Here is a 21,188-nt window from a genome sequence, read left to right as displayed (position 1 = left end):
ACTGTCGACGATTATCGTGAGCCCGACCCATGTCCAATCTGAATGACCTGACTGCCCTGGCCTTGCCTTCGGGCAGTCAACTGATAGCCGATGCCACTGAAAGCCGTCTGAGCCTGAGCCTGGACGGGCAACCGCTGATTCGCCTGCGCCTTGATCGTGAAGGCCAGGGGCCGATCCAGATCGATGAACGTTATGCATTGCCACCGGGCCAGGCGCTGTGGGCGGCCTGTTATTGGCTGTTTGCCCGGGATCCGGCGCGTCAGCAATTGATCTGGCAACTGGATCAAGTGCCGACCGAAGCCTTGCTCAGCGGTTTGCTGGTGAGCACGGACGTGGCGGGCGAATATCGCTGTGAACGCACACTCTTCTGGCAACTGCCGCAACCGTGGCTGGGTACTTCGCTGACCGGCAGCTACCCGCAGCAAATGGTCATCAGCAACGGCAAGCGTCATCCGCTGCGTCCGGTGAAGCCGCGAGGTGAAGTCTATCGGCGTTTCGATGCGCGTCTCGGTGCGTGGATTTCTCTGCGGACCGTGGAGATCGAGCAGGATCTGGCGCGTTTCAACCGCTGGCAGAACAGTCCGCGAGTCGCCAGTTTCTGGCAGGAAGAGGGCAGCCTGGAACAGCATCGCGAGTACCTGAGCAAGCTCGACGCCGATCCGCATACGCTGACTCTGATCGGCTGTTTCAACGACCAGCCGTTCGCTTACTTCGAAGCCTACTGGGCCAAGGAAGATCGCATCGCGCCGTTCTACGATGCCGACAATTACGACCGTGGCATTCACATGCTGGTCGGGGAAGAAGACCATCGCGGCCCGCACAAGGTGGCGAGCTGGTTGTCGGCATTGGTGCACTATCTGTTTCTGGATGATCCGCGTACTCAGCGCGTCGTCGCCGAGCCGCGTGCCGACAACGCGAAGATGATCGGCCACATGCACAACCAGTGCTTCCACTGCGAAAAGGAGTTCGACTTCCCGCACAAGCGTGCGGCGTTGATGATCCTGGGGCGCGAGCGGTTTTTTGATCGCTGCAAACTGGCGTGACGTTTCGCTGAAACAAAAAAAGATCGCAGCCCTTCAACGAAGGCTGCGATCTTTTTTTGGGTGGTCTGCTGTCAGCGACGGTTTGCGGTCATGACATCTGCACGGCTGCCCGACACCTTGCGGCAATGCACCAGCGCATCGCGAATCATGAAATTGACCAGGGTCGGCGAAACGCCGAGTTCCTTGGCGATGTCCTTTTGCGGTACGCCGTGCAGACGGTACATCTCGAAGGCGTAGCGCGTGCGGACCGGCAGCTCGGTCAATGCATCGGCAATGTGTTCCAGGGTCGAGAAGTTGATGTGCGAGGTTTCCGGCGAAGCGCCCTGAATGACCACGTTCAACCCTTCCTCCTCGGGGCCGGCGTACTTCTGCTCCAGCGCCTGTTTGCGGTAGTGATCGATGGCCAGATTGCGCACGATCTGGAACAGATAACTCAGCTGGGCCTTGATCGACGACGTGATCGGCGGCGCCGATTGCAGTCGGAAGAACGCATCCTGCACCACATCTTCGGCGCGTGACCGGCAGCCGGTAATGCGAGCTGCAATCTTGACCAGAATCAGTCGATTGTCGACGAATGCCTGAAGTAGCGGTGAATCGCACCTGCTTGTGGATACTTGTTCCGTCATGGAAATCACCTTGCTGCCAATAGGTTAGTGGGACGTCTGGGGGACGGGCCGTCCTACACATCGAGCGACAAATTATGTTGAATGATAATGATTGTCAATTGAGAAAGAGAACTAATGATCCATAACGGTGCGAACTGAGAACTGCGACACGCCGCCGCACTCGTCCAAGCGCCCAGCCCCATTGGCGATCCAGCCTGCCGACTAATTATTTCAAGACGTCATCCGTTCTCATTGGTGAATGGATCCGGGTACGCAGCCCCGGACCTACCGCATTCCAATGCCTTGCACGGTCGGCGAAGACCGTGTCCCGCATGCCTTGCTCAGGCATGCCGCAGCCAACCCGATTCCACCAGCAAGCCGAATTCAGGCAGGAAACCTCATGACCGACGCGTTCGAACTCCCCAGCACCCTGGTCCAAGCCCTTCAGCGCCGCGCGGCCCTGACGCCGGATCGGCTGGCCTTGCGCTTTCTCGCCGAAACCGAGGAGCAGGCTGTGGTGCTCAGTTATCGCGAACTCGATCAGCGCGCCCGCAGCATCGCCGCGGCATTGCAGGCCGAGGCCGGATTCGGTGATCGCGCGGTGCTGCTGTTTCCCAGCGGCCCGGATTACGTCGCGGCGTTCTTCGGTTGCCTGTACGCGGGTGTGATCGCGGTGCCGGCCTATCCGCCGGAATCGGCCAAGCGTCACCATCAGGAACGCCTGCTGTCGATCATCGCCGACGCCGAACCGCGTCTGCTGCTGACCAGCGCCGGCCAGCGCGATGCCTTGCAGCAAATCGAAGGCGCGCCGCCGCTGTTGTGCGTCGACACCCTCGACAACGCGCTGGCCGAGCGTTGGGTCGAGCCGACCTTGCCGCAAGACCACATCGCCTTTCTGCAATACACCTCCGGCTCCACCGCGCTGCCCAAGGGCGTGCAGGTCAGCCACGGTAATCTGGTGGCCAATGAACTGCTGATCCGCCACGGTTTCGGCATCGACGTGAACCCGGACGACGTGATCGTCAGCTGGCTGCCGCTGTACCACGACATGGGCCTGATCGGCGGTCTGCTGCAACCGATCTTCAGCGGCGTACCGTGCATCCTGATGTCGCCGGCATACTTCCTCGGCCGGCCGTTGCGCTGGCTCGAAGCGATCAGCCAATACGGCGGCACCATCAGCGGCGGACCTGACTTTGCCTATCGACTGTGCAGCGAACGGGTCAGCGAATCGGCGCTGGAACGCCTCGACCTGAGTCGCTGGCGCGTGGCCTATTCGGGTTCCGAACCCATCCGTCTCGACACCCTCGAACGCTTCGCCGAGAAATTCACCGCGTGCGGTTTCAGCGAAGACAGCTTCATGGCGTCCTACGGTCTGGCCGAAGCGACCCTGTTCGTCGCCGGCACACCGCGCGGCACAGGGATTCCTGCATTGCGCGTCGACGATCAGGCTCTCGCGCAGAACCGCGCCGAAGCGGGCGAGGGCAGTCCGATCATGAGCTGCGGCATCAGCCAGCCGGAACATGCGGTGCTGATCGTCGAGCCGAACACGCTTGAAGAACTGGCCGACAACGCCGTCGGCGAAGTCTGGGCAACCGGCCCGAGCATCGCCCTCGGCTACTGGCGCAACCCCGAGGCCAGCGCCAGGACCTTCGTCCAGCACGCCGGCCAGACCTGGCTGCGTACCGGTGACCTGGGCTTCATTCGCGACGGTGAACTGTTCATCACCGGTCGCCTGAAAGACATGCTGATCGTGCGTGGTCACAACCTCTATCCGCAGGACATCGAGAAGACGGTCGAGAACGAAGTGGAGGTGGTGCGCAAGGGCCGCGTTGCGGCGTTCGCGGTCAATCAGAATGGCGAAGAAGGCATCGGCATCGCAGCGGAAATCAGCCGCAGCGTGCAGAAAATCCTGCCGCCCGAAGCGCTGATCAAAGCCATTCGCCAGGCCGTGGCCGAGGCGTATCAGGAAGCACCGAGCGTGGTGGTGCTGCTCAATCCGGGCGCATTGCCGAAGACTTCCAGCGGCAAGCTGCAACGTTCGGCCTGCCGCAATCGCCTGGCTGACGGTAGCCTCGACAGCTACGCCGTATTCCCATCAGGCACTGCTGAAACCGCTCATGAGTCGACCGCGTCCGCCTCCGAACTGGAAACGCTGATCGGCAAAATCTGGGCTGAGCAACTGAACGTCCAGCAAGTCAACGCCGACGATCACTTCTTCCTGCTCGGCGGTAACTCAATCGCCGCCACCCAAGTGATCGCCAAGGTTCGCGAAGAGCTGAGCCTGGAGCTGAACCTGCGCATGTTGTTCGAAGCGCCGACCCTGTCCGCTTTCGCCGTTGCCGTGGCGCAGCAGCAACAGGACGGCGGCAGCGCCCAGGGGGAAATCACCGCACTGTCGCGCAACGAAGCACTGCCGCAATCCCTGGCGCAAAACCGTCTGTGGATCACCTGGCAGCTCGACCCTCAGAGCAGCGCCTACAACATTCCCGGCGCCCTGCGCCTGCGTGGCGAACTGGACGAGGATGCCCTGCGCGCCAGTTTCCAACAATTGATCGAGCGCCACGAATCCCTGCGCACGCGCTTCTTCGAACGCAACGGCGTGGCCCTGCAACAGGTCGAAGCGGCGGGCGAGTTCAACCTGCAACTGATCGACATCAGCGACCTGCCGGCCAGCGAGCGTGAAGCCCGCGCACAACAGATCCGCGAAGACGAAGCCCGTACCCGGTTCGACCTGGAGGAAGGCCCGCTGCTGCGGGTGACGCTGGTTCGCCTCGACGACGAAGATCACCAACTGCTGGTGACGATGCACCACATCATCGCCGACGGCTGGTCGCTGAATGTGCTGATCGACGAGTTCTCGCGTCTGTACGCCGCCGCTTCCCAAGGCCAGCGTGTCGAGCTGGCGCCGCTGCCGACCCAATACGCCGATTACGGCAGCTGGCAGCGCCAATGGCTGGCGCAAGGCGAGGGCGAGCGGCAACTGGCGTACTGGAAAGCGCAGTTGGGTGATGAGCATCCAACGCTGGAACTGGCGACTGACCATCCGCGTTCTGCCAAACAGATTCACAGCGCTGCACGCCACAGCGTTCGACTGGGGACCAGCCTCAGCGATGCAATCCGCCAGACTGCCCAGGCCCATCAATCCACGCCGTTCATGTTGTTGCTCTCGGCGTTCCAGAGTCTTTTGCATCGCTACAGCGGCCAACGCGACATCCGCATCGGCGTACCCAACGCCAACCGTCCGCGTCTGGAAACCCAGGGCCTGATCGGCTTCTTCATCAACACCCAGGTGCTGCGCGCCGACGTCGATTCGCGACTGCCGTTCACCGAACTGCTGGCGCAAACCCGTCAGGCTGCACTCGGTGCTCAGGCCAATCAGGATCTGCCGTTCGAACAACTGCTCAAAGCCTTCCCGCAGGCCCGCGAACAAGGTCTGTTCCAGGTCATGTTCAACCATCAGCAACGCGACCTGAGTGCGCTCAAACGTCTGCCGGGCCTGCTCGCCGAAGAACTGCCGTGGCACAGCCGCGAGGCCAAGTTCGATCTGCAATTGCACAGTGAAGAAGACCGTAATGGTCGCCTGAGCCTGTCGTTCGACTATGCCGATGAACTGTTCGACGCGGCGACCATCGAGCGCCTTGCCGAACATTTCAGCAACCTGTTGCGCGCTGTCTGCGAACGTCCGGAGCAGGCCATCGGTGACCTGCCGCTGCTGACCGGCGGCGAATATTCTCAGCAAGACGCGTGGAGCGTCGCCCCGTGCACCCCGGCGCAAAAATGGCTGCCGGAGCTGCTGAATGATCAAGCGCGTCAGACGCCTGATCGCACCGCGTTGGTGTGGGACGGCGGCAGCCTCGACTTCGCCGAACTGCACGCCCAGGCCAACCGACTCGCCCACTACCTGCGCGACAAAGGTGTCGGCCCGGACGTCTGCGTGGCCATCGCCGCCGAGCGTTCGCCGCAACTGCTGATCGGCCTGCTGGCGATCATCAAGGCTGGCGGTGCCTACGTGCCGCTGGACCCGGATTACCCGGCCGATCGTCTGGCCTACATGCTCAGCGACAGCGGCGTCGAACTGCTGCTGACCCAGACTGCATTGCTCGACCGCTTGCCGGCCAGCGAAGGCGTCAGCGTGATCGCCATGGACACCCTGCACCTGGAAAACTGGCCGAGCCAGGCACCGGGCCTGCACCTGCACGGCGACAACCTCGCCTACGTGATTTACACCTCCGGCTCCACCGGCCAGCCGAAAGGCGTGGGTAACACTCACGCGGCGCTGGCCGAACGGCTGCAATGGATGCAGAACACGTATCGTCTTGACCATACCGACGTGCTGATGCAAAAGGCGCCGATCAGTTTTGATGTGTCGGTGTGGGAATGCTTCTGGCCGCTGATCACCGGCGCGCGCCTGCTGATAGCCGGCCCCGGTGAGCATCGCGATCCGCATCGCATCGCGCAACTGGTTCAACAGTACGGCGTGACCACGCTGCACTTCGTGCCGCCGCTGCTTTCGCTGTTCATCGATGAACCGTTGAGCGCCGAATGCACCAGCCTGCGTCGCGTATTCTCCGGCGGTGAAACGCTGCCGGCGGAATCGCGCAACCGCGTGCTGGCGCAACTGCCGGCGGTGCAACTGCACAACCGTTATGGCCCGACCGAAACCGCGATCAACGTCACCCACTGGCATTGCAGCGTGGCCGATGGCGAGCGTTCGCCGATTGGCCGTCCGCTGGGCAACGTGGTCTGCCGCGTGCTCGACAGCGATCTCAATCCAGTGCCGTCCGGTGTGCCGGGTGAACTGTGCATCAGCGGCATCGGCCTGGCCCGTGGTTACCTCGGCCGCCCGGCGCTGACCGCCGAGCGTTTCGTGGTCGATCCGCTGGGCGAGCAGGGCGCACGCCTATACCGCACCGGTGACCGCGCACGCTGGACCCACGATGGCGTGATCGAATACCTCGGCCGTCTCGATCAGCAGGTCAAACTGCGCGGCTTCCGCGTCGAGCCGCAAGAGATCGAGGCGCGTCTGCTGGCTCAGGACAGCGTCGCTCAGGCCGTCGTGCTGGTGCGTGAAACCGTCGCCGGCCCGCAACTGATCGGCTACTTCACAGCCGCGGACGCCAATGAAGATCAGGACGCGCAAATCGCTCGCCTGAAAACCGCACTGGCCGCCGAGCTGCCGGAATACATGGTCCCGGCGCAATTGATGCGTCTGGACGCAATGCCCCTGAGTCCGAGCGGCAAACTCGACCGCCGCGCCTTGCCCGAGCCGCAATGGCAGGTGCGCGAACACGTCGAGCCGGTTACCGAACTAGAGCAGCAGATCGCCGCGATCTGGCGCGAAGTGCTGGGCCTGAAACAGGTCGGCCTGCGCGACGACTTCTTCGCCCTCGGCGGTCACTCGTTGCTGGCCACGCAGATCATTTCCCGTACCCGTCAGGCCTGCGACGTCGAATTGCCGCTGCGTGCCTTGTTCGAACACAGCGAACTGTGTGATTTCGCCGAACAGATCCGCCAGATCCAGGCTAGCGGCCGTACCAACAAACAGCCGCCGATCGCCAAGGTTGATCGCAGCAAACCGGTGCCGCTCTCCTATTCCCAACAGCGCATGTGGTTCCTCTGGCAGATGGAGCCGGACAGCCCGGCGTACAACGTCGGCGGCATGGCGCGGCTGCGTGGCGTCTTGCATGTCGAGCGTTTCGAAGCGGCGCTGCAAGCGCTGATCCTGCGTCACGAAACCCTGCGCACCACGTTCCCGAGCGTCGACGGCGTGGCCCGTCAGCAAGTGAATGCCGAAACCGGTGTGCGCATGGACTGGAAGGATTTCTCGACACTCGCCGCCGATGTGCGCGAACAGAAAGTCCAGCAACTGGCCGACGACGAAGCGCACCTGCCGTTCGATCTGGAGACCGGCCCGCTGCTGCGCGCCTGTTTGGTCAAGACCGCCGAGCACGAGCATTACTTCGTCCTGACCCTGCACCACATCGTCACCGAAGGCTGGGCGATGGACATCTTCGCCCGGGAACTCAGCGGGCTGTATGAAGCGTTCGTCGATGACCGCGAATCGCCGCTGGAACCGCTGCCGGTGCAGTACCTCGACTACAGCGTGTGGCAGCGCAACTGGCTGGAGTCCGGCGAGCGTCAGCGTCAGCTCGACTACTGGACCGCGCAACTGGGCCGCGAACATCCACTGCTGGAACTGCCGGGCGACCGTCCGCGTCCGCCGGTGCAAAGTCACCGGGGCGAGCTGTTCCGTTTTGACCTCAGCGACGACCTCGCTGCCCGCGTCCGGGCATTCAACGCGCAGAACGGCCTGACCCTGTTCATGACCATGACCGCCGCCCTCGCGACTCTGCTTTACCGCTACAGCGGCCAGACCGATCTGCGCATCGGCGCGCCGGTGGCCAACCGGATCCGCCCGGAAAGCGAAGGCCTGATCGGCGCGTTCCTCAACACTCAAGTGCTGCGTTGCCAGCTCGACGGCCAGATGTCAGTCGGCGAATTGTTCGAGCAGGTGCGCCACACCGTGATCGAAGGTCAGTCCCATCAGGACCTGCCGTTCGATCATCTGGTTGAAGCCCTGCAACCACCGCGCAGCGCGGCGTACAACCCGTTGTTCCAGGTGATGTGCAACGTGCAGCGCTGGGAATTCCAGCAGAGCCGCATGCTCGCCGGCATGACCGTCGAGTACCTGGCCAACGATGCGCGGGCGACCAAGTTCGACCTCAACCTGGAAGTCACCGACCTCGACCATCGCCTCGGTTGCTGCCTGACTTACAGCACCGACCTGTTCGACGAACCGACGATTGCACGCATGGCCAGGCACTGGCGCAACCTGCTGGAAGCGCTGATCGCCGACCCGCAGCAGCGCCTCAGCGAATTGCCATTGCTCGATGCACCTGAGCAACAACAGTTGCTCGACAGCCTTGGCGTCGAGCCGGGCGAGCATCGTCTCGACCAGTGCATCCATCACCTGTTCGCCGAACAGGCGCTGGCGCGCAAAGATGTGCCGGCCCTGACCTTCGCCGGACGGACCCTGAGCTACGCCGAACTCGACGCCCGTGCCAATCGTCTGGCCTGGGCCCTGCGTGAACGCGGTGTCGGCCCGCAAGTGCGGGTCGGTCTGGCGATGGAGCGTTCGCTGGAAATGGTCGTCGGCCTGCTGGCGATCCTCAAGGCCGGTGGCGCCTATGTGCCGCTGGACCCGGAATACCCGCTCGACCGTTTGCATTACATGATCGAAGACAGCGGCGTCGGCCTGTTACTCAGTGACCGGGCGATGTTCAAGGCCCTTGGTGAATTGCCGCCGAACGTGGCGCGCTGGTGCCTGGAGGATGACAGCGCCGCGCTGGCCGATTACCCGGCCACCGAACTTCCGTTCATCAGCCTGCCGCAGCATCAGGCGTACCTGATTTACACCTCGGGTTCCACTGGCAAGCCGAAAGGCGTGGTGGTGTCCCACGGTGAAATCGCCATGCACTGCCAGGCGGTGATCGAGCGCTTCGGCATGCGCCCGGACGACTGCGAGCTGCACTTCTATTCGATCAACTTCGACGCCGCCACCGAGCGTCTGCTGGTGCCGCTGCTCAGCGGCGCGCAGGTGGTGCTGCGTGCGCAAGGTCAGTGGGACGCGGAAGAAATCTGCGGCCTGATCCGCGAACACCGGATCAATATTCTCGGCTTCACCCCGAGTTACGGCAGCCAGTTGGCGCAGTTCCTCGCCACGCAAAACGACATCCTCCCTGTGCGGATGATCATCACCGGCGGCGAAGCGCTGACCGGCGAACACCTGCAACGGATTCGTGCAGCATTCAAGCCGAGCCTGTTCTTCAACGCCTACGGCCCGACCGAAACCGTGGTCATGCCGCTCGCCAGTCTCGCGCCAGAAGTGCTGGAAGAGGGCGCCGGCAGCGTGCCGATCGGCAGTGTGATCGGTGATCGCGTGGCCTACATTCTCGACGCCGATCTGGCGCTGGTGCCGCAAGGCGCGACGGGTGAATTGTTCGTCGGCGGTGCCGGTCTGGCGCTGGGGTATCACGAGCGTGCGGGCATCACCGCTGAACGTTTCGTCGCCGACCCGTTTGCCGCCGCTGGCGGACGCATGTACCGCACCGGCGACCTGGTGCGCCAGCGCGCCGACGGTCTGGTGGAGTATCTGGGGCGGATCGACCATCAGGTGAAGATCCGTGGTTTCCGGATCGAACTGGGCGAGATCGAAACGCGCCTGCTCGATCACGACTCGATCCGCGAAGCGGTGGTGCTGGCGCTGGAGGCACCGAGTGGCAAGCAACTGGTCGGCTATCTCGTGACCGAGGTCGCTTCGCGAAGCGAAGCCGAGCAAGCCGAACTGCGCGAAGCCCTGAAGGCGCACCTGAAGACGCAACTGCCGGACTACATGGTGCCGACGCATCTGATTCTGCTGGCGAGCATGCCGCTGACCGCCAACGGCAAACTCGATCGCCGCGCCTTGCCGGCACCGGACCCGGAGCTCAACCGTCAGGATTACGTAGCGCCAAGCAACGAGCTGGAGCAGACCCTGGCGCAGATCTGGTGCGAAGTGCTCAACGTCGAGCAGGTCGGTCTGAACGACAATTTCTTCGAACTGGGCGGCGACTCGATCCTGTCGATTCAAGTGGTCAGCCGGGCACGGCAGCAGGGCATTCACTTCAGCCCTCGCGATCTGTTCCAGCACCAGACCGTGCAGACGTTGGCGGCTGTCGCCAGCCGCAGTGAAACCGTGACCGCCGAGCAAGGTCTGGTGACTGGCGAATCGCGTCTGACGCCGATCCAGCACTGGTTCTTCGACACCGAAATTCCCGAGCGTCAGCATTGGAACCAGGCGTTGCTGCTGGAGCCGACGGTTGCGCTGGAACCTCATCGTCTGGAGCAAGCGCTGTTGGCGGTAATCGAGCAGCATGACGCCCTGCGTCTGCGCTTCAGCGAGGTCAACGGCGCATGGCAGGCAACCCATCAACCAGTGAACGATGCCACCGTACTGTGGCAAGTCCGCGTGCCGTCGATGGACAAGTGCACCGAGCTGTTCGCCGATGCTCAGCGCAGTCTCGACCTCACCCAGGGCCCGCTGCTGCGCGCAGTGCTGGTCGATGGGCTGGACGCTCAGCAACGGCTGTTCATCGCGATTCATCACCTGGTGGTCGACGGTGTGTCGTGGCGCGTTCTGCTCGACGACCTGCAAACCGTGTATCGCCAACTCGACGCCGATCAGTCGGTGAAACTGCCGGCGAAAACCAGCGCCTTCAAGGACTGGGCGGCGCGCTTGCAGGCTTACGCCGGCAGCGAATCCCTGCGTGAAGAACTGAGCTGGTGGCAGGCGCAACTGGCCGGTCCGAACGCCGATTTGCCGTGCGAACGTCCCGAGGGCGGTCGCGAGAATCGCCATGCGCAAACCGTCAGCGTGCGTCTGGATGCCGAGCGCACCAAGCAGCTATTGCAACAGGCACCGAGCGTCTACCGCACGCAGGTCAACGACCTGTTGCTGACCGCGCTGGCCCGCGTGCTGTGCCGCTGGAGCGGGCAGCCATCGGCGCTGATTCAACTGGAAGGCCACGGCCGCGAAACCCTGTTCGACGAGATCGACCTGACCCGCACCGTCGGCTGGTTCACCAGCGCTTATCCGTTGCGCCTGACCCCGCACAACATCGAAGAAGCGGCCGGGCAGGGCGCTTCGATCAAGGCGATCAAGGAACAACTGCGTGCCGTGCCGCACAAAGGTCTGGGTTACGGCGTGCTGCGTTATCTCGCCGATGACGTCAGTCGTCAGAGCATGGCGGCGTTGCCGAACGCGCCGATCACCTTCAACTACCTCGGCCAGTTCGACCAGAGCTTCGGCAGCGACGCGCTGTTCCGTCCGCTGGATGAATCGGTCGGCGCGGCCCACGATCCGCATGCACCATTGCCGAACGAGTTGAGCGTCGACAGTCAGGTGTATGGCGGTGAGCTGCTGCTGCGCTGGACGTTCAGCGCCGAACGCTACGACGCACAGACCATCAACGAGCTGGCCGATGCCTACGTCGGCGAGTTGCAGAGCCTGATCGAACATTGCCTGCAGGACGAGGCCGGTGGCCTGACGCCGTCGGACTTCCCGCTGGCGAAACTGACCCAGGCTCAGCTCGACGCACTGCCGGTGCCGGCGGCGCACATCGAAGACGTGTACCCGCTGACGCCGATGCAGGAAGGCATGTTGCTGCACACCTTGCTCGAGCCGGGCACCGGTCTGTACTACATGCAGGATCGCTACCGCATCAACAGCGAACTCGACCCCGAGCGTTTCGCCCAGGCGTGGCAGGCGGTGGTCGCTCGTCACGAAGCGTTGCGTGCATCGTTCTGCTGGAACGTCGGCGAAGACATGTTGCAAGTGATCCACACTCCGGGTCGCACGCCGATCGAGTACCTGGACTGGAGCGCCATTGCTGACGTGGAGCAGGAACCGAAACTGCAAGCGCTGCTCAAGGCCGAGCGCGAAGCCGGGTTCGATCTGCTCAATCAGGCACCGTTCCACCTGCGCCTGATCAAGGTCGGCGCGGCGCGTTACTGGTTCATGATGAGCAACCACCACATCCTGATCGATGCCTGGTGCCGCTCGCTGCTGATGAACGATTTCTTCGAGATCTACACCGCGCTGGGCGAAGGTCGCCAAGCGCAACTGGCAGTGCCGCCGCGCTACCGCGATTACATCGGCTGGCTGCAACGCCAGAGCCTGGCCGAGGCGCGTCAGTGGTGGCAGCAGAACCTGCAAGGGTTCGAGCGCACCACGCCGATCCCGAGCGACCGTCCGTTCCTGCGTGAACACGCCGGCGAAAGCGGCGGCATGATCGTTGGCGACTGCTACACCCGACTCAAAGTCGAGGACGGCGCCCGTCTGCGCGAACTGGCTCAGGCTCATCAGCTGACCATCAACACCTTCGCCCAGGCGGCTTGGGCGCTGGTGCTGCGCCGCATGAGCGGTGATCGGGACGTGCTGTTCGGCGTGACCGTCGCCGGGCGTCCGGTGGAGATGCCGGAGATGCAACGTACCGTCGGCCTGTTCATCAACAGCATCGCGCTGCGGGTGCAGATCCCGGCTGACGATCAGCGCGCCAGCGTGCGTCAGTGGCTGAGCGCTCTGCTCGACAGCAACATGCAATTGCGCGAGTACGAATACCTGCCGCTGGTGAACATCCAGGAACAAAGCGAACTGCCGAAAGGCCAGCCGCTGTTCGACAGCCTGTTCGTGTTCGAAAACGCCCCGGTAGAAGTCTCGGTACTGGACCGTGCGCAGAGCCTCAACGCGACCTCGGACTCGGGCCGTACCCACACCAACTTCCCGCTGACCGCCGTTTGCTATCCAGGCGACGACCTGGGTCTGCATCTGTCTTACGACCAGCGTTATTTCGACGAGTCGACCATCGAACGCATGCTCGGCGAGTTCAAGCGTCTGTTGCTGGCGCTGGTCGACGGCTTCCATGGCGACATGGCTGACCTGCCGCTGCTGGGCCATGAGGAACAGGACTTCCTGCTCCACGGCTGCAACCAGAGCGAGCACGACTATCCGCTGGAACAAAGCTACGTCGAGTTGTTCGAAGCGCAGGTCGCGCAACATCCGCAACGCACCGCCGCCAGTTGCCTTGATCAGCAACTGAGCTATGCCGAGCTGAACCGGAACGCCAACCGTCTCGGCCATGCGCTGGTCGCGGCCGGGGTGCAGATGGATCAACCGGTGGCGCTGTTGGGTGAACGTAACCTGGATCTGCTGGGCATGATCATCGGCAGCTTCAAGGCCGGTGCCGGTTACCTGCCGCTGGATCCGGGCCTGCCGAGCCAGCGTCTGCAACGCATCATCGAACTCAGTCGCACGCCAGTGCTGGTGTGCACCGAGGCTTGCCGTGAACAGGCGACGACCTTGCTGGATGAGTTCAGCTGCGCCAACCGCCCACGTCTGCTGGTGTGGGAAGAGGTTCAGGCCGGCGCGGTTTCGTCGGCGAATCCGGGCCTCTTCAGCGGCCCGGACAACCTGGCCTACGTGATTTACACCTCGGGCTCCACCGGATTGCCGAAAGGCGTGATGGTCGAGCAGCGCGGCATGCTCAACAACCAGTTGAGCAAGGTGCCGTACCTGAACCTGAGCGACGCCGATGTGATTGCCCAGACCGCTTCGCAAAGCTTCGACATTTCGGTCTGGCAGTTCCTCGCCGCGCCGCTGTTCGGGGCGCGGGTAGACATCGTGCCGAACACCATCGCCCACGATCCGCAAGGCTTGCTGGTGCATGTTCAGCAGCAGGGCATCACCGTGCTGGAAAGCGTGCCGTCGCTGATTCAGGGCATGCTGGCTTCGGATCGCATGAGTCTCGACGGTCTGCGCTGGATGCTGCCGACTGGTGAAGCGATGCCGCCCGAACTGGCGCATCAGTGGCTGCTGCGTTATCCGGAGATTGGTCTGGTCAACGCCTATGGCCCGGCGGAGTGCTCGGACGACGTGGCGTTCTTCCGCGTCGACATGGCCTCGACTCGCGGCAGCTACCTGCCGATCGGTACGCCGACCGACAACAACTTGCTGTACCTGCTCGATGGCGCACTGGATCTGGTGCCGTTGGGTGCGGTGGGTGAGTTGTGCGTAGCGGGCACCGGTGTCGGTCGCGGTTATGTCAGCGATCCGCTGCGCACCGCGCCGGTGTTTGTGCCGAATCCATTCGGTGCGCCGGGTGAGCGTCTGTATCGCACCGGTGACCTGGCGCGCCGCCGCAGTGACGGCGTGCTGGAGTACGTCGGCCGGGTCGACCATCAGGTGAAGATTCGCGGATACCGGATCGAGCTGGGGGAAATCGAGGCGCGCCTGCATGAGCAACCGGAAGTTCGCGACGGCGCGGTGGGTGTGCAGGAGGGCGTGAACGGTAAGCATCTGGTCGGCTACCTTGTGGCCGCAGATTGCGCACTGAATCAGAGCGAACGCCTGGAGCGGATCAAGCAGCGCCTGCGCGCCGAACTGCCGGAATACATGGTGCCGCTGCACTGGTTGTGGCTCGACCGGTTGCCGCTCAACGACAACGGCAAACTCGACCGCAAGGCCCTGCCGGCGCTGGAAATCGGCCAGTTGCAGAGCCAGGATTACCTGGCACCGCGCAGCGATCTGGAGCAGACCCTGGCCGATATCTGGGCCGAGGTGCTGAAGGTCGAGAAGGTCGGGGTACGCGACAACTTCTTCGAACTTGGCGGCCATTCGCTGCTCGCCACGCAGATCGCTTCGCGGGTGCAGAAAGCCCTGCAACGGGACGTGCCGCTGAGAGCGATGTTCGAGTGCAGCACGGTGGAGGAACTGGCCGAATACATCGAAGGGCTGGCGGCCAGTGACATTACCGAGGAGAAGGTGGATCGGCTCAATGACCTGATGGCGGCGCTGGAAGGGCTGTAAAGCACAGCCTGCGACAATGGCTATCGAAACCTGCGTTTCGTTGTGGCCGTTGTCGCAGATCGGGCTTTGTAATCCTTTCATATCATTGACGGCCGAGGCCGGTCCGCTCAGTCTTCGGGCTCCAGTTTCTTTGCCACGGGGGTTATCGATGCCTTTTTTCACGGTTGACGGACAGGCGCTTCACTACATTGATCAAGGCACGGGCCCGGCGGTATTGCTGGCCGGCAGTTACCTGTGGGACCAGGCCATGTGGGCGCCGCAGATCGCAGCGCTGTCGCCTCACTATCGGGTGATTGCGCTGGACCTCTGGGGCCATGGTGAATCGGGGCGTTTGCCTGAAGGCACCACATCACTGGATGACATCGCACGCCAGGCGCTGGCCTTGCTCGATCATCTGGACATCGACCGGGTGACGCTGGTCGGGCTGTCGGTCGGCGGCATGTGGGGCGTGCGCCTGGCACTGTCGGCGCCGCAGCGGCTCAACGGTCTGGTGCTGATGGACACTTACGTCGGCGTCGAGCCGGAGCCGACTCGCCAGTACTACTTCTCGCTGTTCAAACAGATCGAGGAAAGCGGCGGGATCTCCGAGCCACTGCTGGATATCGTGGTGCCGATTTTCTTCCGCCCGGGCATCGATAAAGAGTCGGCGCTGTATCAGGATTTCCGCGCAAAACTCGCCGGCTATTCAGCTGAACGCCTGCGCGAGAGCATCGTGCCGATGGGGCGCATCACCTTTGGCCGTGATGACCTGTTGCCGCGTCTGGGAGAGCTGAATGCGGCGACCACACTGGTGGTCTGCGGCGACCAGGACAAGCCACGCCCGCCGTCGGAAGCACGGGAAATGGCTGAGTTGATTGGCTGTTCGTGTGTGCTGGTGCCGGAAGCGGGGCATATCTCCAATCTGGAGAATCCCGGGTTTGTGACGGAGGTGTTGTTTACCTTTTTGTCTGAACAGAACCCTTCCGTCGACTGAATCACCTTTCTGCGTCCCGCGCTACTGTCAACTCTGACAGTAGCGCGCTCTTCTTGAGCAGGCATTAAATGGTTTTGCCCATTGTGGGCTGAATCGTGTGATCGCCGACAGGAGAGTCGTCATGTCCAGCCAATCAGCAAATGTTCCTGAGCTTCCGGTTCCATTGGTATCTGATGCTTCGCACAACTCAACATTACAACCTGCCAAGGTTCTGGGCGGTACAACCGTAAAAATCGTTTTTCCAGGGCTCACTACGGAACATAGTGTCGGGCTCTTCTGGGCAAGGTCCGGCCATATCGAGAAATTTACCACTCAGTCGAAGGAGGCTTCGCTTCCCGCTGAGGTTTTGATCCCTGCGTCGGTTATCGGTAAGTCTGTCGGTCAAACCGTGAAAATCTGGTACGAGGCAAGCTTGAATGAAGAAGTGCAGCTTTCCCATACACTTGAGCTGACGGTAGAACACATTTCTCCCGAGGAGTTGCCGAAACCGCAGTTAACCGATGCCGTCAAGATCGAAAGTACTGAATTTCTGGACATGCGCAGGTTTTCAGGCAACGCGCGTGTTCGGCTTTTACCTTGGTTGTTCATCGCGCCGGGGCAGCTCATCTGGATCAACGTTGTCGGACAGCGCAATTATCCAACCCACGAAACGCTTGAATTGGTCAAGGCGCTGGAAGTGACATCCGAGCAGGTGAGCAACGGTCTGGAATTGACTATTGATCGAAACTTTTTGACTCAGCTTGACGATAAATCGGCACTGACGCTACATGTGTTTGTCACGTTCGACAACAATCCGGATATTGGCACCGCGCATGAATTTCCGCGCTGGACAGCACTTTTGCTGAAATCCGACACCGATTTACTGGCACCGACTGTCAAACAGACACAGCATCAGGTGCTGAATCCGGAACTGGTCCTGGACGAGGCGATGATGGTCATCAAGTACAAGGACATGCGCCCTACCGACAGGATCATGCCGTTGTGGCGTGGCGCTGCGGGCGAGGGGTCACCTGAACTGAAAGCGATAGATGGCAATTCATCAGGCGAGGTTACAGTCACCGTGAGTGCATCGGCAGTGGCTGCCAATGAAGGTAAAACGGTTGACGCGAGCTACATCGTCTCGCGGGAGGGTATCGATCGGCCATCACCCATCACTCGAGTAACGGTGCAGAAGCAGCGCTATGTTCATGAGGAAAATTTTGATAATCACGAAATAAAACTTGTCAGCGCCGCTGACAATTACACTTTCACCTTGCCCACCATGTCGATCACGCTGCTGGACGGGGCGGGATCGGCAGGCATCATGCGTTTTGGCTACAACACTATCGGGTTCATTGAAGAACTCTCTTTTGGCATGTGTATCAACTCGGCCAACACATCGCCGCCTCAACAGATTCAGTTTGAATTCAAGGCGGACTACGATCGAATTTCGTTCACTTGGGCCCACCTGCATCTTAAAGGCACCGTCGAATACTTTGATGTCAGTGGTGTATCCCTGGGAAGCAAGGATTACCACGGCCTGAACCAGGGCGGCGCCTTGCATCAATTGATCGACTTTGTGGCGCCACCGCAAACACGCATCAAGTCCATGAAAGTGACATGCGAGGACTATAGCTTTCTCGACCACTTCATAAAGTGCGGTTGATTGTTCGAGCCACAATCAATGCCCGCTCCTGAGAGTGGGCTTTTTTCATTATTTCGGGCCGAGAATCTTCGCCAGTTTGTCCGGCGTCGGCGCGCCTTGCTGTTGTTGCAGTTCACCCTTGTCGTCCATGTAGAAGATCGCCGGGGTGGCCTGCAATTCCAGGTCTTCCATCAATTGCATGTTCGCTGCAAGTTTGGTCTGCACGGCGGCCGGAATGTCCTTCAAGGCCTTGAGTGTGCTGGCCTTGCCGGCCTTCTCGTGATCTTCCAGGGCTTTGCTCGGGTCTTTGGCAGCCAGCAGCGCAGCGGATTTGGCCGGGCTGTCTTCGCGGATGATGCCGACCATGATGTGCCGCAACTGCACCTTGCCGGCCTTGACCCAGGGGCGGGCCTGTTCCCAGAACATGTTGCAGTACGGGCAGTTCGGGTCGCTGAACAGGTACACGGTGCGCGGGGCATCCTTGTTGCCGTCCTGAATCCAGTTGCTTGCCTCGAACTTGGCCCAGACTTCCTTGGCCATCGGCGCATAGACCAGTTTTTGCAGCGGCGCGCTGCTCAGGTCGTTGCCGTCGGCGTCGTACAGGTTGCCCAGCAGCACGTGCTTGCCGTCCGGCGTCAGGTACAGCGCCATGCCGCGGTTCTGGTATTGCGCGGCGTAACCACGCAGGCCGTCGGGCGCGTCGAACTGACCGACGATCCTGGCGCCCTTGGCTTCGATCTTCTTGATCGCTTCAGGCAGTTCTTCAGCGGCCTGGACCGACGGCAAGTGCAGCAGGGCGGCGCCCAGAGACAGCGTCAGCAGGTGGCGGAGGCGGGGCATGGCAGTTTCCTTGAAGAAGTGGTGGCCGGATTCGGGCTGGAGGCCGGGGTGTCGAAGCTTTCCAGGGCGCGGGCCAGGCTGGCGTTCGACAACTCGCCCAGATGGCTGCCCAGCAGACGACCGTCCGGGCTATAGAACAGGGTAGTCGGCAGGGCCATGGAGCCCACGGCCTGGCCGAGGCGTCCGCTGCGGTCGAACAGCACGTTGTTCAGGCTCAGGCCCTGGGTTTCGAGAAACGTGGCGACGCTTTGCATGCTTTCGGCCTGGTTGACGAACAGGAACGTCAGGTCCGGGCGTTGTTGCTGGGCGTTCTCCAGCACCGGCATTTCCCGGCGGCACGGCGGGCACCAGGTGGCCCACAGGTTGATCACCAGCGGTCCGCCCTGATAATCGGTGAGTTTCACGGTTTCCCCGGCGGCGTTGCGCAAGGTGATGTCCGGCAGGCGCGTGCCTTGTTCGTAGATGTTCAGCGACAGGGTCGCCATCACCCAGAACGCCACACCGCTGACCACACCGAAACCCAGCGGTCGACGCAAGCCCGGCCGGCGCCAGCCGCGATACAGCGCCGCCAGCAAGAGCACGATCACCCCCGGCCAGGCGAGGAAGCCGCCGTCGCGCAGATCGATGATCTGCCAGAGATCGTTGCGATAGTGGCCCCAGTACACAGCGACAAACGCAATGCGCGCCGCGAGCATGCCCAGCAGGAACAGGCTGAACAGCGCCGACTCGGGATTATCGCCGCCGCGCTTGGCCACCCGCCAGCCGACGAACGTCGCCAGCGCCAGGGCACTGATCAGCAGCAGGTGGTTAAGCGCGATGGCAAAGGTGCCGAGGGTGAAAGTCAGCATTAACGGGCATCTCGGGTGGTGGTCCAGCGTTGCAGGAAGGTGTCGGCATCGACCTCGCCGGTGATGCGCTGGCTGCGGCGCTCTTCACCGTCGGCACCGATCCACACAAAACTCGGTGGCCCCGGCACTTTGTAGCGGCCGAGCAGTTCGCGGCTGGCGGCATTGTCGGCGGTGACGTCGAGCCGCAGCAGACGCACGTCGTTCAGGGCCTGCATGACTCGCGCCTGGCCGAACACCTGTTTTTCCATGATTTTGCAAGACACACACCAGTCGGCGTAATAGTCGATGAGCACCCACTGGCCCTGGGCCTTGGCGGTATCGAGTTCACGTTGCAGGGCCGCGGGGTCCTTGATCGTGGTGAACGCCTCGTGGCCGTCCGGTATCGCGGCACCGGTGCGCCCGGCGCTGTAGATCTGCAGCGGCTGATACGGATTGTCGCCACCGCCCGCCGCGCCCACCAGCAGCAAGCTGCCCCATATGCCCAGCAACAGCGAACTGGCTCCAAACAACTGTGCGACCCGGCCGAAGCCTTCGGACTGTTTCCAGGCGCAATATGCCGCAATCAGCAACAGGGCCCCGCACAGCGCGAGCCACAGCGAAGGATCCAGCACCGGCCGCAACATCAGCACCGCCGTACCCAGGAACAGGAAGCCGAATACACCTTTGAGCAGGTTCATCCACGCGCCGGGTTTTGGCAGGAAGCGATTGCCGACGGTCACCAGCAACAGCAGGGGCACGCCGATGCCAATCCCCAGAGCAAACAGAATCAGTCCACCGTGCAACGCATTGCCGCTTTGCGCGATGTAGAGCAGAGCACCGGCCAGCGGCGCGGTCATGCACGGGCCGACCAACAGGCCCGACAGGGCGCCCAGAACACCTGCACCGATCAGGCTGCCGCCGCTGCGACTGCGCGAGGCATGCTCCAGCCGGTCACGCAGGGCCACCGGCAGTTGCAGTTCGAAGAAGCCGAACATCGGCAGTGCCAGGATCACGAAGATGGCCGCGAAAGCACCCAGCAGCCACGGATTCTGCAACCACGCCTGCAGGTTCGCCCCCAGCAGCGCCGCGATCACGCCCATCGATGCATAGACCAGTGCCATACAGATCACGTAACTGCTGGCGAGCGCGAAACCGCGACGCGGCGTGGCACCGCTGCCGACCACCATGCCGGCCAGAATCGGCAACATCGGCAACGAGCACGGCGCAAAAGCCAGGAGCAGGCCGAGCCCGAAGAACACCAGCAAACTCCACCCCAGTGTGTGTTGTTGCAGGCCGCTGGCCAGCGCTTGATCCTGTGCCTCATCCGCCACCGCAGCGGCCGCTTTGCCTCCGAGGTCGATCACACGGGTCTGCGGTGGATAGCACAGGCCGGCATCGGCGCAGCCCTGATAACTGACCTTGATCTGGCCTTTGGCTGCTGCCGGGATTTTCAGTTCAAGAACCTGGCGATAGACCGGTTGCTCGCCGAAATACTCGTCACTGTGGGATTCGCCTTCGGGCAGGGTCGGGGCATTCTCCGCCGCCAGTCCATCGAATTTCAGGCGTTTCTGATACAGGTAGTAACCGTCGGTGATCTGCCAGAACAGTTGGGTTTCGCCGGAATCCAGACGTTCGGACGTCAGGACGAAGGCCTTGTCGACCGGGAGAAATTCCGGTTTTGTCGAAAAAGGATCGTTCCCTGCCTGGGCCAGACCCGAAATCAAAAATGCTAACAACAAAAAAATATGACGCATGGAGGAGCCTTGTCCCTGTGCAAGTGATGAGCACAATGGGCGGCGGCGATTAACCGATGATTAACCGCGGCACCCTTGTCGCTGTGGCGTTCGGGGCATAATGTCAGCTTAATCGGCCAA

General features: G+C 62.1%; 8 protein-coding genes. 4 read left to right on the top strand and 4 right to left on the bottom strand.

Annotated features, from left to right (window positions below; all coding sequences use genetic code 11):
• Positions 1-29: 29 nt before the first annotated feature.
• A complete protein-coding gene (locus tag ACSPX5_RS14725; protein WP_323161252.1) occupies positions 30-1,043 on the top strand; it encodes a GNAT family N-acetyltransferase in 1,014 nt (337 codons plus the stop codon).
• A 71-nt stretch (positions 1,044-1,114) separates the two neighbouring features.
• On the opposite strand, the gene ACSPX5_RS14720 is transcribed toward ACSPX5_RS14725, so the two are convergent.
• Entirely contained in the window at positions 1,115-1,669 is a 555-nt protein-coding gene (locus tag ACSPX5_RS14720) for an RNA polymerase factor sigma-70 (protein WP_169431282.1), read from the bottom strand.
• A gap of 379 nt (positions 1,670-2,048) precedes the next feature.
• Here ACSPX5_RS14720 and ACSPX5_RS14715 point away from each other — a divergent pair, with 379 nt between their 5' ends.
• The 3 genes from ACSPX5_RS14715 (at position 2,049) to ACSPX5_RS14705 (ending at position 17,668) form a co-directional block, all read left to right on the top strand.
• Entirely contained in the window at positions 2,049-15,050 is a 13,002-nt protein-coding gene (locus ACSPX5_RS14715) for a non-ribosomal peptide synthetase (RefSeq protein WP_439819816.1), read from the top strand.
• A 148-nt stretch (positions 15,051-15,198) separates the two neighbouring features.
• Positions 15,199-16,023, top strand: a complete 825-nt coding sequence (locus ACSPX5_RS14710; protein ID WP_169431280.1) for an alpha/beta fold hydrolase — start codon at positions 15,199-15,201, stop codon at positions 16,021-16,023.
• A gap of 121 nt (positions 16,024-16,144) precedes the next feature.
• Positions 16,145-17,668 carry a hypothetical protein gene (locus ACSPX5_RS14705; protein WP_439819815.1) on the top strand — a complete coding sequence of 508 codons (1,524 nt, stop codon included), beginning with the start codon at positions 16,145-16,147 and terminating at the stop codon, positions 17,666-17,668.
• 48 nt (positions 17,669-17,716) lie between these two features.
• Here ACSPX5_RS14705 and dsbG read toward each other — a convergent pair whose 3' ends face one another.
• Genes dsbG through dsbD form a run of 3 tightly spaced genes read right to left on the bottom strand, consistent with a single transcriptional unit; the run spans position 17,717 to position 21,068 of the window.
• Positions 17,717-18,487, bottom strand: coding sequence for a thiol:disulfide interchange protein DsbG (gene dsbG, locus ACSPX5_RS14700; protein WP_439819814.1), 771 nt, complete (start codon positions 18,485-18,487; stop codon positions 17,717-17,719).
• Positions 18,463-19,335 carry a TlpA disulfide reductase family protein gene (locus tag ACSPX5_RS14695; protein WP_169431277.1) on the bottom strand — a complete coding sequence of 291 codons (873 nt, stop codon included), beginning with the start codon at positions 19,333-19,335 and terminating at the stop codon, positions 18,463-18,465. Before ACSPX5_RS14695 ends, dsbG begins: the two co-directional genes overlap by 25 nt.
• Positions 19,335-21,068 carry a protein-disulfide reductase DsbD gene (gene dsbD, locus ACSPX5_RS14690; RefSeq protein WP_439819813.1) on the bottom strand — a complete coding sequence of 578 codons (1,734 nt, stop codon included), beginning with the start codon at positions 21,066-21,068 and terminating at the stop codon, positions 19,335-19,337. Before dsbD ends, ACSPX5_RS14695 begins: the two co-directional genes overlap by 1 nt.
• Positions 21,069-21,188 lie beyond the last annotated feature (120 nt).

This window comes from Pseudomonas sp. HLG18, assembly GCF_051903985.1.
Taxonomy (GTDB): Bacteria; Pseudomonadota; Gammaproteobacteria; order Pseudomonadales; family Pseudomonadaceae; genus Aquipseudomonas; species Aquipseudomonas fluorescens_BT.
Note: the sequence above shows the minus strand (reverse complement) of the source record. Positions and strands in the feature narration are given on the sequence as shown.

Excerpts from the sequence above, each read along its gene's own strand:
- ACSPX5_RS14725 (WP_323161252.1), top strand. The coding sequence starts at position 30 with ATGTCCAATCTGAATGACCTGACTGCCCTGGCCTTGCCTTCGGGCAGT.
- ACSPX5_RS14720 (WP_169431282.1), bottom strand. The coding sequence starts at position 1,669 with ATGACGGAACAAGTATCCACAAGCAGGTGCGATTCACCGCTACTTCAG.
- ACSPX5_RS14715 (WP_439819816.1), top strand. The coding sequence starts at position 2,049 with ATGACCGACGCGTTCGAACTCCCCAGCACCCTGGTCCAAGCCCTTCAG.
- ACSPX5_RS14710 (WP_169431280.1), top strand. The coding sequence starts at position 15,199 with ATGCCTTTTTTCACGGTTGACGGACAGGCGCTTCACTACATTGATCAA.
- ACSPX5_RS14705 (WP_439819815.1), top strand. The coding sequence starts at position 16,145 with ATGTCCAGCCAATCAGCAAATGTTCCTGAGCTTCCGGTTCCATTGGTA.
- dsbG (WP_439819814.1), bottom strand. The coding sequence starts at position 18,487 with ATGCCCCGCCTCCGCCACCTGCTGACGCTGTCTCTGGGCGCCGCCCTG.
- ACSPX5_RS14695 (WP_169431277.1), bottom strand. The coding sequence starts at position 19,335 with ATGCTGACTTTCACCCTCGGCACCTTTGCCATCGCGCTTAACCACCTG.
- dsbD (WP_439819813.1), bottom strand. The coding sequence starts at position 21,068 with ATGCGTCATATTTTTTTGTTGTTAGCATTTTTGATTTCGGGTCTGGCC.